We start from the raw sequence: 16,605 nt of genomic DNA, 5'->3' as shown, positions 1-16,605 counted from the left end.
CAGGTTCAAATCCTGTCCCCGCAACCAAATGGTCCCGTGGTGTAGTGGTTAACATGCCTGCCTGTCACGCAGGAGATCGCCGGTTCGACCCCGGTCGGGACCGCCATTTTAATAAGGCTCGGTAGCTCAGTCGGTAGAGCAGAGGACTGAAAATCCTCGTGTCGGCGGTTCGATTCCGTCCCGAGCCACCATTTACTTTAATAAAATACGCCGGCTTAGCTCAATTGGTAGAGCAACTGACTTGTAATCAGTAGGTTGGGGGTTCAAGTCCTCTAGCCGGCACCATGTAAGTTTCGGAGGGGTAGCGAAGTGGCTAAACGCGGCGGACTGTAAATCCGCTCCTTCGGGTTCGGCAGTTCGAATCTGCCCCCCTCCACCATTTACATAGGGGCATAGTTTAAAGGTAGAACTGAGGTCTCCAAAACCTCCAGTGTGGGTTCGATTCCTACTGCCCCTGCCAAATATATTTACACAACATGGCGGTTGTGGCGAAGTGGTTAACGCACCGGATTGTGGCTCCGGCATTCGTGGGTTCGATTCCCATCAGTCGCCCCATTTTTATTTTAAAAATTATAAATAATCTAATGGATACTTACATATAATTAAGTAAGAATTCGATGGGCTATAGCCAAGCGGTAAGGCAACGGACTTTGACTCCGTCATGCGCTGGTTCGAATCCAGCTAGCCCAGCCATTTTTGCGGAAGTAGTTCAGTGGTAGAATACAACCTTGCCAAGGTTGGGGTCGCGGGTTCGAATCCCGTCTTCCGCTCCAGTAAAATTTTATATGGCGGCATAGCCAAGTGGTAAGGCAGAGGTCTGCAAAACCTTTATCACCGGTTCAAATCCGGTTGCCGCCTTTTCTTTTGTGCCGATGTGGCGGAATTGGCAGACGCGCACGACTCAAAATCGTGTTCCTTCGGGAGTGTCGGTTCGACCCCGACCATCGGTATCACGAACGGCGTAATAAAAAGACTCTACACCAAATGTGTAGAGTCTTTTTATATTTTCATCACACTACAAAATAAGCATAAATAGTGTGTTGGTGAAATGGTAGAATTTTTTTGCTAAATTATGTTATGTGCTTCTAAAATTCGTAATAAACGTAGGAATTCATGTATAATATAACTTGTCGAAAGAACAAAATGATAGTGATTTATATTATGTCTGTAATATGAATCAAAAATGAACTTTTTATATTTCTTTTAAAAATGTGTTGAACACACATGATATTTCATATTAATATTTTTATGTAGATTTAAAACGGGAAAGAGAGTGGAAAGTATGGGTCGTAAATGGAATAATATTAAAGATAAAAAAGCATCAAAAGATGCAAATACTAGCCGTATATACGCGAAATTTGGACGTGAAATTTATGTAGCGGCAAAACAAGGCGAGCCAGATCCGGAATCAAACCAAGCGCTTAGAGTTGTATTAGAACGTGCGAAAACATACAATGTTCCAAGAACAATTATCGATCGTGCAGTTGAAAAAGCAAAAGGTGGTTCAGAAGAAAATTATGACGAGCTTCGTTATGAAGGGTTCGGACCAAATGGAGCTATGGTAATTGTAGATACACTTACAAACAACGTAAACCGTACTGCAGCAGATGTACGAGCTGCATTTAGCAAAAACGGTGGTAACATGGGTGTAAACGGTTCTGTAGCTTACATGTTTGATGCAACAGCTGTTATCGGCCTTGAAGGGAAAACATCAGATGAAGTTCTTGAGATTTTAATGGAAGCAGATGTGGATGCACGTGACATTCTTGAAGAAGAAGATGCTGTTATCGTGTATGCTGAACCAGATCAATTCCATGCAGTACAATCTGCTCTTAAAGATGCGGGTGTTGAAGAATTTACAGTTGCCGAATTAACAATGCTTGCACAAAACGATGTAACACTTCCTGAAGATGCACAAGCACAATTTGAAAAAATGGTTGATGCATTAGAAGATTTAGAAGATGTACAACAAGTTTATCACAACGTAGACTTAGGAGAATAATACGATAAAAGCCCCTGTTCGTTTAACGAATAGGGGCTTTTTTAATAAAGGTATTTTATTGTAAACAGGGAATATGCTTATAGGGATATATGAAATATTCATTATTGCTAGGAGGCTTAACATGGAACAAAAAACACCAAAACATATCGTTGCTGTAGCAGGCTATTTAACAAATGAAAAAGATGAAGTGTTATTAGCAAAGGTACACTGGCGAGCTGATACGTGGGAGTTACCAGGAGGACAGGTAGAAGAAGGGGAAGCACTCGATCAAGCTGTTTGTAGGGAAATGCTTGAGGAGACGGGTTTAACTGTGAAGCCGCTTGGAGTTACAGGAGTTTATTATAATGCTTCCAAGAACATTTTAGCTGTCGTTTTTAAAGTAGCATATGTAAGCGGTGAAATAAAAATTCAACATGAAGAAATACAAGAGGCTAAATTTGTAGCTTTAAACGAAGAGAACATAAATGAGTATATAACGCGTCCTCATATGAAATCCAGAACGCTTGATGCGATGAGAGCAACCCATTTCATTCCGTATGAAACGTGGGAAGTGCAGCCGTATAACTTAATAGGAAGATTGTAAAGAAAAGAGTAGCCGATTTGAGATACAGTCAAATCACTACTCTTTTTTGTATACTGTTTAAGAAAAAGGTCAAAATAATAATAGCGTTAGTATTGATTTAAAGAACGTTTGTTCTGTACAATATATGATATATTATGTACATTTAGATTACTAGATACTCAAAAGTATATATATTGGTAGATGATATAATGAAAATAGGGTGCTTTAATAGAGAAAGTATAATAACCTTAAGATCTAATCTGCTATTGATTTAGCATAATCTATATTCAATATTTCAGATGAATAGTAGATAAAAAAGGACTGTGATACAATACTTTTTTATCCCGCTATTTGCCGGGCAGCCAGATTGGTGGGGGTCTGATGAAAGTTTCAATTTATACCTTACAATGATGTAAGGTACGTGTAAGAGAAATCGATGGGATATTTTTTTACAACAAGGTATTCTTAAAGTAAGAGTTATACGCTGTGTGGAAAAGAGGTGTTTAAGATGAAAGAACGAGTATTATCTAGGGTGAACTATCATCAAAAAGTTGCATTAAATCCAATGACTAAGTTTTTTTATAAAGCCATTATTTTATTATTATTGTTAAGTTTTACGTTATTATTCATTGGAAATGTAATGATTGAGAAAAGTGATATTAGTAAATTACATGTACCGGCTAAGTTAGAGGTACCAGAATCATTGACACATGCATTTATTGCGACAGAAGATAAAAGGTTTTATCATCATAACGGTTTAGATTATATAGCGATTGTCAGAGCGTCTGTTGAAAATATAAAAGCTGGTGGTGTTGTGCAAGGTGGAAGTACAATTACACAACAGTTATCTAAAAATGCTTTTTTAACGAATGAACGTACATTTTCTCGTAAGTGGAAAGAGATTTTCTATACGAAAAAAATTGAACGTACATTTACAAAGGATGAAATTTTAAAATTGTATGTAAGCAATATTTATTACGGAGAAGGAGCATGGGGAATTGAAAAAGCAGCAAACCTATACTTCGGTAAAAAGGTAAGCCAATTAACGTTGGCTGAAAGTGCAATGATGGCTGCTGTAGTAAAGGCACCTGCTTATTACTCACCTGCACAAAATTATGATAAGGCTGTAGAGAGACGAAATGTCGTTTTGAGATTGATGGAGAAAGAAGGCTATATCAATCATGATGAGTATGTGCAAGCAGTTAGTGAGAAGTTAGTAATTCGGCATGATATAAAAACAGAGCAGTCAATGTTAAATAGTGCTCGTGAAAAAGCAGTAAGCTAAAGGAAGTTCCTACATAGGAGCTTCTTTTTTTGAATAAATTGTGACAAATTGTGACACAATATCGTCACAATTATTGTGTTTTTGTAATTTATGTGAGCGTGTTCATTGCGTGATGTATATAAGTGTTGATATTATGTGTATTGTGTACAATGCTGTATACAGAATATGAATTTAAAGAGGAATGTATATGAAATCAAATAAACTCATGGCCCTTGGTATAGTTTTTTCTATTGCAGTATTGATTGTAATCGGAACAATTGCGTATAGCATCATAAATGACAAAAAGGATAAAGGGAATGAGATGTTTGCTTATTCCACACAACAATCTTTAGGGAAAGATGATGCCCCAGTTAAGGTAGTTGAATTTGGAGACTTCAAATGTCCTGCTTGTCGTACTTGGGATGTAACAGTATTACCACGATTAAAAGAAGAGTATATCGATAAAGGAAAAGTGCAGTTATACTTTATTAATTTCCCATTTATCGGAAAAGACTCTGATTTAGGTGCAGCAGCTGGTGAAGCAATTTATAAACAAGATAAAGATTCATTCTGGACTTTCTATGATGAGATTTATCAAAGTCAAAAGAAAGATACGGAAGAATGGATTACAGAAGAATTGCTTCTTAATATTGTGAAAGAGAAGCTTCCGAAAGTTGATGTAGCGCAATTTAAGAAAGATTTACACAGTAAAGAAATAAAAGAAAAAGTACGTAAAGATTCAGATCGTGCTCAAAAATTAAAAGTTCAAGGTGCTCCTTCGGTATATGTGAATGGAAATCTTGCAAATCCTGATTTTGATAGTATGAAGGCGGCAATTGATAAAGAATTGAAAAAGTGATGAGTCCTCTCATCACTTTTTCGACTTTTTTCGATAAAATTCTTGCTTACACTTTTCTAACATGCTATACTACTTTACATAAGTTATTCCAATATCTTATATGTATTTCATATTTGCGGGTGTAGTTTAGTGGTAAAACAAGAGCCTTCCAAGCTCTGGTCGAGAGTTCGATTCTCTTCACCCGCTCCAAATTTTATTAAATGTTTTTCTATAAATTGTGATCAACGCAGTGTTTCGTTTCCGAGATAAACGAGGCATTGCGTTTTTTAATGTTTGGAAAACGTAATTGTATGCGAAAATAGAAGTAAAGAATAGTATTCCGAAAGTGAATTGCTAACTAATAGATCGTTACATAAAGGATGGATTCATCTGAGGAGGTGATTAGGAATGGATTTTGAACAATTAAAGCAAGATGTCATTGCGTATAGTAAAACGATTGGTATAGATAAAATAGGCTTTGCTAGTGCTTCACCATTTGAAGAATTAAAGCAGCGGTTAATCCAGCAGCAACAATTAAATTATCAATCTGGATTTGAAGAGCCTGATATAGAAAAGAGAACGAACCCACAGCTTCTATTACCTGGTGCAAAATCAATTATTGCGATTGCATTAGCGTATCCTTCAAAATTAAAAAATGCACCATTAAGTAAGCGTGGAGAACGCCGTGGGATTTTTTGTCGTGCTTCTTGGGGACAAGATTATCATCTAGTTTTACGAGATCGTTTGCAGAAATTAGAAGCATATTTAATCGAAAAACTTCCCGATATAGAAGTTAAGTCAATGGTTGATACGGGTGAATTAAGTGATCGAGCTGTTTCAGAGCGTGCTGGTATTGGATGGAGCGGTAAGAACTGCTCTATTATTACACCTGAATTTGGTTCGTATGTGTATTTAGGAGAAATGATTACAAACGTTCCATTCCCACCAGATCAGCCGATAGAAGATCAATGCGGGAGCTGTACAAAGTGTATTGATATTTGTCCTACAGGTGCTTTAATACAAGGAGGACAGTTAGATTCGAAGAAGTGTATAGCATTTTTAACACAGACGAAAGGATTCCTACCAGAAGAGTATCGCGACAAAATAGGTAATCGTATTTATGGATGTGATACGTGTCAGACAGTTTGTCCGAAAAATAAAGGAATGGATTTTCATAATCACCCTGAGATGGAACCAGATCCTGAGTTAGTTAAACCGTTATTAACACCGCTTTTAACAATTAGCAATCGTGATTTTAAAGAGAAATATGGAATTATGTCTGGTTCATGGAGAGGTAAAAAACCGTTGCAACGAAATGCGATTTTGGCACTTGCACATTTTAAAGAAGCATCAGCAATTCCAGATTTAATAGGTGTTATGAAAGATGATCCAAGACCAGTGCTTCGCGGGACGGCAGCGTGGGCGCTTGGGAAAATTGGTGGAGACGGCGTGGGCGAAGCTATTGAAAAAGCGATGCAACGTGAGAAAGACGAAGAGGTTCTTCATGAAATGAATCGCGGACTTGAACTGTTAGCGCAGAAAAAAGAGTAGATAATATCTCCCTTTTTCATATTGTAATATGGGAGGGAGACGAAATGGTTGTAAAAATAAATATTGAAAAGCAAGTCCAACACTTTTTAGCATATATAACAGAGAAAAGAACAAATGTAGATGGTATTGCTGAAGATTTATTACAAATAGCAAAGAGAAAGAAACAATTATTTCAAAAGCGTAATGCAGAGATAGTAAAAGCAACTGCGGATGTTTCTTTTATGAGGCAATTAAATAATAGCAATCATCAAGAAATTGATTATCAAATACATTTTAAATATTTAATTAAGCATAAAGAATTATTTTATATTGAAGAGGAACAATTAAAACGAAGAGTTTGTTTAAATAATAGCCGGATAATAGGTGATTATGCTATTGAAGTGCCAGAAGCAGTTGGAATGAGTGAGACATTAGAAAGGGAAGTTACAAAAGAGAAGTACGGTTCCTATCAGTACAACCGTTTAGAGGCAGTTAAATATGCAGAGCGTTGGTGGGATGATCGAAACCCTGCATATCGTAATTTCCCTGATAATTGTACGAATTTTATTTCTCAATGTCTTCATACTGGAGAAGTACCAATGAATGGATATCCTAATATTCGCAAAGGATGGTGGCAAAGGGAGAATCAGTGGAGTTGGAGCTGGGCTGTTGCACACTCTTTTTATTGGTATTTGTCAGGTGCTACATCAGGACTTCGAGCTGAAGCTGTAGAAAGGCCAGAGGACCTTATTCTTGGTGATGTCATCGCTTATGATTTCGAGGATGATGGTAGGTGGAATCATACGACGATTGTAGTAGCAAAAGACGCAGATGGTATGCCACTTGTAAATGCACATTCAGCGAATAGCCGTCGGCGTTATTGGAACTATGAAGATTCTAGTAAATATACACCACAAATGAAATATAAATTCTTTCATATTATTAATGGGTAGAGATTTTTCGCTCAAGTGGTATAATACGTAGTAGACAAAAAACAGAGGTGAATATCGCGTGGGAGTACATGTTGTTTTATATCAACCAGAAATTCCAGCAAATACAGGAAATATTGCTCGTACTTGTGCAGCAACTGGAACAGAATTACATTTGATTAGACCGCTTGGATTTTCAACGGATGATAAAATGTTAAAGCGTGCAGGATTAGATTATTGGCAGCACGTGAAAATTACGTATTATGATTCAATTGAAGAGTTTTATGAGAAAAATAAAGACGGTGAGTTCTTCTATTTAACAAAGTATGGCGAGAAAGCTCATACAGCGTTTGATTATAGTAAACGTGAGAAGGATTACTACTTTGTATTTGGAAGAGAAACGAACGGTTTACCAGCTAATGTAATCGAAGAAAATTTCGATCATTGTTTACGTATTCCAATGACTGATAAAGTGCGTTCATTAAATTTATCAAATACAGCAGCTATTTTAATTTATGAAGCGTTCCGTCAACAAAATTATCCAGGATTAGATTTAGAAATTGTTTATTAAAAGTCGCCATATGGCGGCTTTTTTTCTAAAAATAAAAGTAAATATGGAATCATACATTTAAAAAAGGGTACATAGTCATATAGAATGGTGATATATGAATAAAAATAGATTAGACGGGTTGAGATAAATATGAAGGAACAATATCGTAATCAAAATACCTTTTTAAGTATGATAGATATGGATTTAATAAGAAGAGGATTATTACATGCTATTCAAGATTTAGTATTTATTGTGAAAGTTATGGATGATGAAACCTTTACATATATTTATGTAAATAAGATAGGTATGGATTATGCAAAGCTAAGCGAAGAATGTTATGGAAAAACGTTTTCTGAAGTATTGCCGAAAGATACGGCGGAAATATTGCAAGTGCAATATGCAAAAGTAGCGAGTGAAGCAAAAGCACATACCTTTTGTGATGTAGTTAGTTTACCAACTGGTAATTTACATTATGAATCTTCACTTAATCCTGTATTTGATGAAGAAGGGGTATGCCAGTTTATTATTTGTATTACGAGGGATATTACAGCTCAAATTGAGGAGAAGATTGAAATAGAGGAAAAACAAATGTTATTTAAGTCATTACTAGAATATAATAATGACTCCATTATATCTATAGATTCTATAGGTAGAATTACATACGCGAATCCAGCAACGTATGAAATATTTGGATATCGATATGAAGAATTAAATAATAAATTTATCTTTGAATTTATTAATAAAGAATATGAAAAAGATTTTCAAATTATATTTAAAGGATCCATGCAAGGAAAAGCGAAGCAAATTGTTTCAAAGAAGTATGTTCATAAAGAAGGGTACGAGCTATATATTTCTCTGAGGACGATTCCGATTATTGTAAATGGTGAAATTGTTGGAGTATATATTGTTACGAGAGATGTTACAAGGCAAGTATTAAATGAGATGAGAACGGAATATTTAGCTTACTATGACCAGTTAACAGGATTAATGAATAGAATTTCATGTGCAAATAAGTTAAATACTTTGTTGAATGATAATACAGAGTTTGCGCTTGTTTTTATAGATTTAGATGAATTTCATCTTATTAATGATACTTTTGGCCATAAAGAAGGAGATAAAGTATTACAAAAAGTTACAGAATGTTTAAGCAGTTTTGAAATAGCTGGTATGCACTTATTTAGAGAACACGATGATCAATTTGTTATGTTAATAGAAAATATAACGAAAGAACGTGTAGAGGGAGTTTCCAAAAACATACTGAAAAGGATTAGTGAACATTTTGTAATCGAAGAAGAGGACGTGTATTTAAGTGCTTCAATCGGAATTGTAATGGCTCCAACAGATGGAGAAGATGAAAAGATATTATTCCAAAGAGTTGATGCTGCTTTGGAAAAAGCAAAAGAAAAAGGAAAAGGACATTATCATTTTTATTGCAGTGGGTTAGATTGTGAGCGTGAACAAAGATTTATAATAGAAAACCAATTACATCGTGCTATAGAAAAAAATGAATTCTTCTTATATTATCAGCCGCAAATGAATATTGAAACGAAAAAAATAGCTAGTATGGAGGCTTTAATAAGGTGGGAGAATAAAGAATTAGGATTTGTCTCTCCCAATCAATTTATTCCGCTAGCAGAAAGAACAGGATTTATTATTAAGCTTGATGAATGGGTAGTAAATGAAGTGTGTCGACAAATACGCGAATGGTTAAATAAAGGATATGAAGTTGTCCCAATTGCAGTTAATATTTCAGCCAGGCATTTTCGCTCTATTACATTAATAGAGATGATTACACGAGCTTTACATAAGTACAATGTACCAGCTCATTTATTAGCGATAGAGGTTACAGAAGGAGCCCTTATACATAAAGATATATCGAAAAGAGTATTGCTACAATTAAAAGAACAAAATTTAAAGATTCATTTAGATGATTTTGGTACAGGGTATTCATCTTTGAGTTATTTAAAAACGTATCCAATTGATACTTTGAAAATTGATCGTTCTTTTATGGAAGGTATACATGTAGATGAACGCGATACGAATATTACGGCTGCAATTATTCATCTAGCTCATACGTTGGAATTGAATGTAATTGCAGAAGGAGTAGAAAAAGCGGAACAAATACAATTTTTGAAGGAAAAGAATGTGAAGTTTGTACAAGGTTATTATTATAGCCGCCCTTTATCAAAATATGATGTGGAAAATGTGTATTATAAATAATTGATAAAAAAAGTGATGTGCTAAGAAGCACATCACTTTTTATGTGTACCGGGTTTATCATTGTAACCAGATGTAAAAATAGCTGTAAGAAATGTGAGTGATACACCTAAAATTAATAATAATTTCATACTAATATCCCTCCTATTTTTTCAGTTTACGAATCTGAAATATGAATCGAAATGTATGTAATGTTCTTGGAAGAAAAGAATTTATTTAAAGTGAATAGAGGTGTAAAAACTTTAATACCTATATTATACAGAATTTTCTTTGAATTTTGGAGAGAATTTTATAACACTACTGTATATTTCATTTTGATTTAAAGAATGTTTAAGGACATCCTAGCATACCTTTTATAATAATCCGATTGAACAAGGAGATGGGGGAGGAGCTATAATGGATATTCTAAAAAAAATTGAACAGCATCGAGAAGCAGAAGAACGCTTACAATGGGAAGGTACGTTTGCGGAGTATTTGGAGCTTGTGAAGGAAAGACCATGGGTGGCTCAAACAGCACACTCTCGCATTTACAATATGATAAAAGATGCCGGAATTGAAGAAGTTGATGGTAGAAGAAAGTATAACTTCTTTAGTAATCAGCTATTTGGGTTAGAGGATGCTTTAGAACGTCTTGTAGAGGAATATTTTCATCCGTCTGCAAAACGATTAGATGTTAGAAAACGTATTTTATTATTAATGGGTCCTGTTAGTGGAGGTAAATCAACATTAGTTACGATGTTGAAACGAGGATTAGAAACATATTCAAGAACAGATCGAGGAGCAATTTTTGCAATTAAAGGGTGCCCAATGCATGAAGATCCACTTCATTTAATTCCGCATCATTTACGAGATGATTTCTTTGATGAGTATGGAGTAAGAATTGAAGGGAATTTATCACCACTCAACGTTATGCGCCTAGAGCAAGAATATGGTGGGAGAATTGAAGATGTAGTTGTGGAGCGTATTTTCTTCTCTGAAGATCGCCGAACTGGTATTGGTACATTTAGCCCTTCTGATCCTAAATCACAAGATATTGCAGATTTAACAGGTAGCTTGGACTTTTCTACAATTGCAGAATATGGTTCAGAATCAGATCCACGAGCGTATCGCTTCGATGGAGAATTGAATAAGGCAAACCGTGGGATGATGGAATTCCAAGAGATGTTAAAATGCGACGAGAAGTTCTTATGGCATTTATTATCGCTTACACAAGAAGGGAATTTTAAAGCGGGAAGATTTGCACTTATTTCAGCAGATGAATTAATTGTAGCGCATACGAATGAAACAGAGTATCGCTCTTTCATAGCAAATAAGAAAAATGAAGCATTGCACTCAAGAATTATTGTAATGCCAGTTCCATATAATTTACGAGTGAGTGAAGAAGAACATATTTATGAAAAAATGATTCGTGAAAGTGACGTGTCCGATGTGCACATTGCACCGCATACACTTCGGGTTGCAGCAATGTTTACGATTTTAACTCGTTTAAAAGATCCGAAGCGTCCAGATATTGATTTAATTAAAAAGATGCGTTTGTATGATGGAGAAACGGTAGAAGGTTATAATGCGATTGATGTAGAGGAGTTGCAACGCGAATATCAAGATGAAGGTATGAAAGGTATTGATCCTCGTTACGTTATTAACCGCATTTCTTCTACAATTATTCGAAAAGAAGTACCATCTATTAATGCTCTAGATGTGCTTAGATCTTTAAAAGATGGATTGGATCAGCATCCATCGATTAGTAATGAAGACCGAGAGCGCTATATGAACTTCATTTCATTAGCAAGAAAAGAATATGATGAAATTGCTAAAAAAGAAGTACAAAAAGCGTTTGTTTATTCGTATGAAGAATCCGCTAAGACACTTATGGATAATTACTTAGACAACGTTGAGGCGTACTGCAATAAGTCGAAATTACGTGATCCGTTAACAGGTGAAGAAATGAGCCCAGATGAAAAGTTAATGCGCTCGATTGAGGAGCAAATTGGAATTTCAGAAAATGCTAAAAAAGCATTCCGGGAAGAAATATTAATTCGCATCTCTGCTTATGCACGTAAAGGAAAACGCTTCGACTATAATTCGCACGAACGTCTTCGTGAAGCGATTCAGAAGAAGCTATTTGCTGATTTAAAAGATATAGTGAAAATTACAACATCAACGAAAACACCAGACGAAAATCAGCTGAAGAAAATTAATGATGTTGTTGCACGTTTAATTGATGAGCACGGCTATAATTCTTCTTCAGCAAATGAATTATTACGCTATGTAGGTAGCCTGCTAAATCGATAGTTTGATAACAAAACGCTGTCTCTTGTATTTTGCGGGACAGCGTTTTATTATCCAGTCATATGTGTAAAGTGTCATACCTTGTCCAAATGTAATAAATTAAGATGCAATTTTATGAATTTATTGTCAATTATTTTTACAATATGCATATGATAGAGTAACCAACCATTCATACGAAAAAAGCCAACACAATACAATATGTTGCAAAGTGTAAATGTGTGCAACTATGCATTGTGTTTCTTTCTTATCAAAGGCTGAATGATTCTTTTCTAGTATGTGAGTGGCAAAATTTTGTTTAGGATGCTCGGAGTATTATATGAAAAACGTTATATATGTTTATGGGATGATTTTCGATGGGCAGTGACCTTTCATTCTAGCTGGTACAGTATAAAACAAAATTTCTAGCTTGCTGTTCATATAGGAAGACAATTACAGTAAGGAGGGAAAGAAATGGGTGAAGAAAACCAACCAAATTATACGATTTCACAGGAAAACTGGTCCCTCCATCGCAAAGGATATGACGACCAACAACGCCATCAAGAGAAAGTACAAGAGGCAATTAAGAATAATTTACCCGATCTTGTAACAGAAGAAAGCATTGTTATGTCTAATGGTAAGGATGTTGTAAAAATACCGATTCGTTCTTTAGATGAATATAAGATTAGGTACAATTATGATAAAAACAAACACGTTGGGCAAGGAAATGGTGACAGCAAAGTTGGTGATGTCGTTGCGAGAGATGGATCAGGTGGTCAAAAGCAAAAAGGACCAGGAAAAGGGCAAGGAGCAGGGGATGCGGCTGGAGAAGATTATTATGAAGCTGAAGTCTCTATTTTGGAATTAGAGCAAGCATTTTTCAAAGAATTAGAATTACCTAATTTAAAGAGAAAAGAAATGGATGAAAACAAGATTGAACATGTTGAATTTAATGATATTAGAAAAACGGGATTATGGGGCAACATCGATAAGAAAAGAACGATGATATCCGCATATAAACGAAATGCGATGCGTGGTAAAGCATCTTTTCATCCGATTCACCAAGAAGATTTAAAATTCCGCACTTGGAATGAAGTATTAAAGCCAGATTCAAAAGCTGTTGTATTAGCGATGATGGATACGAGTGGATCGATGGGAATATGGGAGAAATATATGGCACGGAGCTTCTTTTTCTGGATGACGAGATTTCTACGCACAAAGTATGAAACAGTAGATATTGAATTTATTGCCCATCATACGGAGGCAAAAGTAGTTCCAGAGGAAGAGTTTTTCTCAAAAGGAGAAAGTGGCGGAACAATTTGTTCTTCTGTATACAAAAAAGCACTTGAGCTAATCGATAATAAATATTCACCAGACCGCTATAATATTTATCCATTCCATTTTTCAGACGGTGATAATTTAACATCAGATAATGCTAGATGTGTAAAACTTGTTGAAGAGTTAATGAAGAAGTGTAATATGTTTGGGTATGGGGAAGTGAACCAGTACAACCGCCACAGTACACTTATGTCAGCCTATAAAAATATTAAAGATGAGAATTTCAGATATTATATTTTAAAGCAAAAAGCAGATGTATTTCACGCGATGAAGAGCTTTTTTAGAGAAGAATCAGGAGAGAAAATGGCATAACCCCTTTTTGAGGGGTTATTTTTTTGTAAACTTTTTATTTTTTTAGTTGACAATGATAATGAAAATCATTATCATTTATTCGAGAAATGATTACATTTTGAATTATATATTTTGGAGGAGATGTAAAGTTGAAGAAAAATAAAAGAAAACATATAAATGCGATGTTAGTGGCTGCGACATTATCGTTGCCATTTGCTGTTTATGCTACACCTGCCGTAGCAGCTACTGCTGGTACAGAAAATATGACTGCACAAAGTTCAAAGAAGTATGTTTTTGATGCGATAATTAAGGCGTATAAAGATAACTCAAATGAAGAGTCATATGCAACTGTATATATAAAAGATCCAAAGCTGACGATTGAAAATGGAAAAAGAATTATTACAGCAACATTAAAAGATAGTGATTTCTTTGACTATCTGAAAGTTGAAGATAGTAAAGATCCAGGTGTATTCCATGATGTAAAGGTGCTTTCAGAAGATAAAAGAAAACATGGAACGAAAGTTATACAATTTGAAGTAGGTGAGTTAGGAAAAAGATATAATATGCAAATGCATATTTTAATTCCCACTTTAGGGTACGATAAGGAATTCAAAATTCAGTTTGAAGTGAATATGCGCACATTTGTAGAAAGCGATATAGAAGAGGAAGAAGAAGAACAAATTGAAGATACACAAAATATCATACGTGATAAACGATTACAGCAAGTAATTAACAAAAATGTATTAAATAGAAAAGATGTAAATGAACCTATATTTGAAGAAGATTTAAAAGAAATTAAAGAGTTAAATATATATGCAGGTCAAGGAATTGAGAGTCTAAAAGGATTAGAGTATATGGAGAATCTAGAAAGACTAACGATACAAGGGTCTGATGTAAGAAATATAGCTCCTATTTCACAACTAAAACGTTTAAAAGTAGTTGATCTATCTTTTAATAAAATAGAAAATGTTGAGCCGCTTGTAAACTTAGAAAGACTGGATATACTAGAGTTACAAAATAATAGAATTGTTGATATTAATCCACTAAGTCAACTTAAAAAGGTTAGAACCGTTAACTTATCAGGTAATAAAATTAGTGATATAAAGCCTTTATATAATGTTTCTTCTTTAAGAAAGTTATATGTAAGCAATAATAAAATTACTGATCTTACAGGCATTGAGCAATTGAATAAATTAGGGACATTAGGGATAGGAAGTAACGGGCTTGTAAATATTGAACCGATTAGTGAGATGAGTAGCCTCGTGGAACTTGATCTTCAAAAAAATGATATTAAAGATATTACATCATTATCTAACCTAACTAGTTTACAAGCACTTAATTTAGAGGAAAACTATGTTTCGGATGTATCATCACTTAGTAATTTGAATAATTTATATGAATTAAAACTTGCGACAAATGAGATTCGTGATATAAGACCTATTCAAGAATTAGGAAAACGAATTAAGATTGATGTTCAAAGACAAAAAATCTTTTTAGATGAAGCATATATAAATGAAGAAGTGAAAATTCCTGTATATGATGTAAATGGGACAGCACTTCAAAATATTGAGTGGAAGAGTGAAGGCGGAAGTATTACAAATGGATTAATAAAGTGGAATAGTCTTGGAGAAAAAATGTATGAATTTAAGATGGATGCTGGTGAAAGTAAGATAAGGTTCCAAGGAAGGGTAATACAAAATATCGTTGAAAAACGAGAAGAGAGTTCTAACGTAATTCAAGATATGAAATTAAGGCAATACATGAACAAACATAATTTTGAACGTAAAAATGTAAATACCCCTATAACGAAAGAAGATTTATTAAAAGTTAAGACTTTAAAAATTACAGATGGGGAAAAAGAGGGCATAACAGATTTTTCTGGATTAGAACTCATGACAAATATGGAGGAATTGACATTAAAAAATGTTAATATGAAAAATGTAGAATTTATCTCAAGTTTGAGAGGTTTGAAGTTAGTGGATTTATCCAATAATCAAATTGAAGATATGAAACCACTTCAGTCATTAGAGAATCTTGAAAAATTAAATGTTAGCAATAACAGTATAAAAAATGTTCCAGAACTATTTAAGATTCAGAAATTGCAAAATCTGGATCTATCAAATAATAAACTTGATCATGCTGCTCTTGTTGGAATTCATCAATTGCAAAATCTAGATACATTGTTAGTAAATAATAATGAAATCAATAATTTAGATGAGATTAGCAAAGTTAGTAAATTGAATAAGCTTGAAATAATGAGCAATAAAATACGAGATATTTCTCCATTAGCGAACTTGAAAAACTTACAGTGGTTAAATTTATCTGATAATAAGATTAAAGATATCTCTACTTTATCTTCTATGCTCGATTTACTTAGCTTGAAATTAGCTGGAAATGAGATCCGTGATGTAAGACCGATTATTCAATTGGCTCAATGGATAACAGTTGATATTAAAAACCAAAAAATTGTTTTAGAAGATGGACAAATGAATCAAGAAATCCAAATTCCTATCTACGATTTAGAGGGAGAAATCTTTGAAGATATTGAACTGAAGAGTACAGATGGTATCGTCACTGATAGAGGAACAGTCGTATGGAAAACTCCAGGAGAAAAAGTTTATACATTCTCATTAAATGGAAATTACCACGGTCTAACTCTATTATACAGTGGTACAGTTATGCAAAATATAGTAGCGAAAGAAGAGCCGAAAGAACCGTCAAAAGAAGTTGAAGAATCAAAAGAAGAGGCAAAAGAACCAACAAAAGAAGTTGAAGAATCAAAAGAAGAGGTAAAAGAACCAACAAAAGAAGTTGAAGAA

The 16,605-nt window shown here is 34.4% G+C and carries 11 protein-coding genes and 11 tRNA genes; all 22 read left to right on the top strand.

What is annotated here, in order from left to right; genetic code table 11:
• The first annotated feature begins 30 nt into the window (after nt 1-30).
• Nucleotides 31-106 (top strand) — tRNA-Asp (locus tag MR070_RS26370).
• 9 nt (nt 107-115) lie between these two features.
• Nucleotides 116-191, top strand: a tRNA-Phe gene (locus MR070_RS26365).
• Nucleotides 192-209: 18 nt separating this feature from the next.
• A tRNA-Thr gene (locus tag MR070_RS26360) sits at nt 210-285 on the top strand.
• 10 nt (nt 286-295) lie between these two features.
• Nucleotides 296-379 (top strand) — tRNA-Tyr (locus tag MR070_RS26355).
• A gap of 7 nt (nt 380-386) precedes the next feature.
• Nucleotides 387-460: transfer RNA gene (locus MR070_RS26350), tRNA-Trp, on the top strand.
• A 19-nt stretch (nt 461-479) separates the two neighbouring features.
• Nucleotides 480-555 (top strand) — tRNA-His (locus MR070_RS26345).
• A 63-nt stretch (nt 556-618) separates the two neighbouring features.
• A tRNA-Gln gene (locus MR070_RS26340) sits at nt 619-693 on the top strand.
• A gap of 5 nt (nt 694-698) precedes the next feature.
• Nucleotides 699-773: transfer RNA gene (locus MR070_RS26335), tRNA-Gly, on the top strand.
• Nucleotides 774-787: 14 nt separating this feature from the next.
• Nucleotides 788-858, top strand: a tRNA-Cys gene (locus MR070_RS26330).
• A gap of 10 nt (nt 859-868) precedes the next feature.
• A tRNA-Leu gene (locus tag MR070_RS26325) sits at nt 869-950 on the top strand.
• 332 nt (nt 951-1,282) lie between these two features.
• Nucleotides 1,283-2,002, top strand: a complete 720-nt coding sequence (locus MR070_RS26320) for a YebC/PmpR family DNA-binding transcriptional regulator (protein WP_000532946.1) — start codon at nt 1,283-1,285, stop codon at nt 2,000-2,002.
• Between the two features lie 121 nt (nt 2,003-2,123).
• Nucleotides 2,124-2,585, top strand: coding sequence for an NUDIX hydrolase (locus MR070_RS26315; RefSeq protein ID WP_000436089.1), 462 nt, complete (start codon nt 2,124-2,126; stop codon nt 2,583-2,585).
• A gap of 487 nt (nt 2,586-3,072) precedes the next feature.
• Nucleotides 3,073-3,849, top strand: coding sequence for a transglycosylase domain-containing protein (locus tag MR070_RS26310; RefSeq protein ID WP_000664704.1), 777 nt, complete (start codon nt 3,073-3,075; stop codon nt 3,847-3,849).
• 187 nt (nt 3,850-4,036) lie between these two features.
• The gene (locus MR070_RS26305; protein ID WP_000841311.1) at nt 4,037-4,687 is read left to right on the top strand and encodes a DsbA family protein; all 651 of its coding nucleotides are present in this window, start codon (nt 4,037-4,039) and stop codon (nt 4,685-4,687) included.
• Nucleotides 4,688-4,802: 115 nt separating this feature from the next.
• Nucleotides 4,803-4,876, top strand: a tRNA-Gly gene (locus tag MR070_RS26300).
• A 198-nt stretch (nt 4,877-5,074) separates the two neighbouring features.
• Nucleotides 5,075-6,217 carry a tRNA epoxyqueuosine(34) reductase QueG gene (gene queG, locus MR070_RS26295; protein ID WP_000345218.1) on the top strand — a complete coding sequence of 381 codons (1,143 nt, stop codon included), beginning with the start codon at nt 5,075-5,077 and terminating at the stop codon, nt 6,215-6,217.
• Nucleotides 6,218-6,261: 44 nt separating this feature from the next.
• Nucleotides 6,262-7,149, top strand: coding sequence for an amidase domain-containing protein (locus MR070_RS26290; RefSeq protein WP_000260539.1), 888 nt, complete (start codon nt 6,262-6,264; stop codon nt 7,147-7,149).
• Between the two features lie 58 nt (nt 7,150-7,207).
• Nucleotides 7,208-7,696 carry a tRNA (uridine(34)/cytosine(34)/5-carboxymethylaminomethyluridine(34)-2'-O)-methyltransferase TrmL gene (gene trmL, locus MR070_RS26285; protein ID WP_000538147.1) on the top strand — a complete coding sequence of 163 codons (489 nt, stop codon included), beginning with the start codon at nt 7,208-7,210 and terminating at the stop codon, nt 7,694-7,696.
• Nucleotides 7,697-7,825: 129 nt separating this feature from the next.
• Nucleotides 7,826-9,895, top strand: a complete 2,070-nt coding sequence (locus MR070_RS26280; protein WP_000664293.1) for a sensor domain-containing protein — start codon at nt 7,826-7,828, stop codon at nt 9,893-9,895.
• Nucleotides 9,896-10,288: 393 nt separating this feature from the next.
• Entirely contained in the window at nt 10,289-12,184 is a 1,896-nt protein-coding gene (locus MR070_RS26275) for a PrkA family serine protein kinase (RefSeq protein ID WP_000353279.1), read from the top strand.
• Nucleotides 12,185-12,631: 447 nt separating this feature from the next.
• Nucleotides 12,632-13,807 carry a sporulation protein YhbH gene (yhbH, locus tag MR070_RS26270; RefSeq protein WP_000503505.1) on the top strand — a complete coding sequence of 392 codons (1,176 nt, stop codon included), beginning with the start codon at nt 12,632-12,634 and terminating at the stop codon, nt 13,805-13,807.
• Between the two features lie 128 nt (nt 13,808-13,935).
• The coding region (locus MR070_RS26265; protein ID WP_242262273.1) for a leucine-rich repeat domain-containing protein at nt 13,936-16,605 on the top strand (2,670 nt) is incomplete at its 3' end.

This window comes from Bacillus cereus group sp. BfR-BA-01453 (assembly GCF_022662915.1).
Taxonomy (GTDB): Bacteria; Bacillota; Bacilli; order Bacillales; family Bacillaceae_G; genus Bacillus_A; species Bacillus_A paranthracis.
This window is presented reverse-complemented; position numbering and strand designations above follow the sequence as displayed.

Bases quoted from the DNA above. Each gene is read 5' to 3' on its own strand.
- MR070_RS26320 (WP_000532946.1), top strand. From the start codon at position 1,283: ATGGGTCGTAAATGGAATAATATTAAAGATAAAAAAGCATCAAAAGAT.
- MR070_RS26315 (WP_000436089.1), top strand. From the start codon at position 2,124: ATGGAACAAAAAACACCAAAACATATCGTTGCTGTAGCAGGCTATTTA.
- MR070_RS26310 (WP_000664704.1), top strand. From the start codon at position 3,073: ATGAAAGAACGAGTATTATCTAGGGTGAACTATCATCAAAAAGTTGCA.
- MR070_RS26305 (WP_000841311.1), top strand. From the start codon at position 4,037: ATGAAATCAAATAAACTCATGGCCCTTGGTATAGTTTTTTCTATTGCA.
- queG (WP_000345218.1), top strand. From the start codon at position 5,075: ATGGATTTTGAACAATTAAAGCAAGATGTCATTGCGTATAGTAAAACG.
- MR070_RS26290 (WP_000260539.1), top strand. From the start codon at position 6,262: ATGGTTGTAAAAATAAATATTGAAAAGCAAGTCCAACACTTTTTAGCA.
- MR070_RS26280 (WP_000664293.1), top strand. From the start codon at position 7,826: ATGAAGGAACAATATCGTAATCAAAATACCTTTTTAAGTATGATAGAT.
- MR070_RS26275 (WP_000353279.1), top strand. From the start codon at position 10,289: ATGGATATTCTAAAAAAAATTGAACAGCATCGAGAAGCAGAAGAACGC.
- yhbH (WP_000503505.1), top strand. From the start codon at position 12,632: ATGGGTGAAGAAAACCAACCAAATTATACGATTTCACAGGAAAACTGG.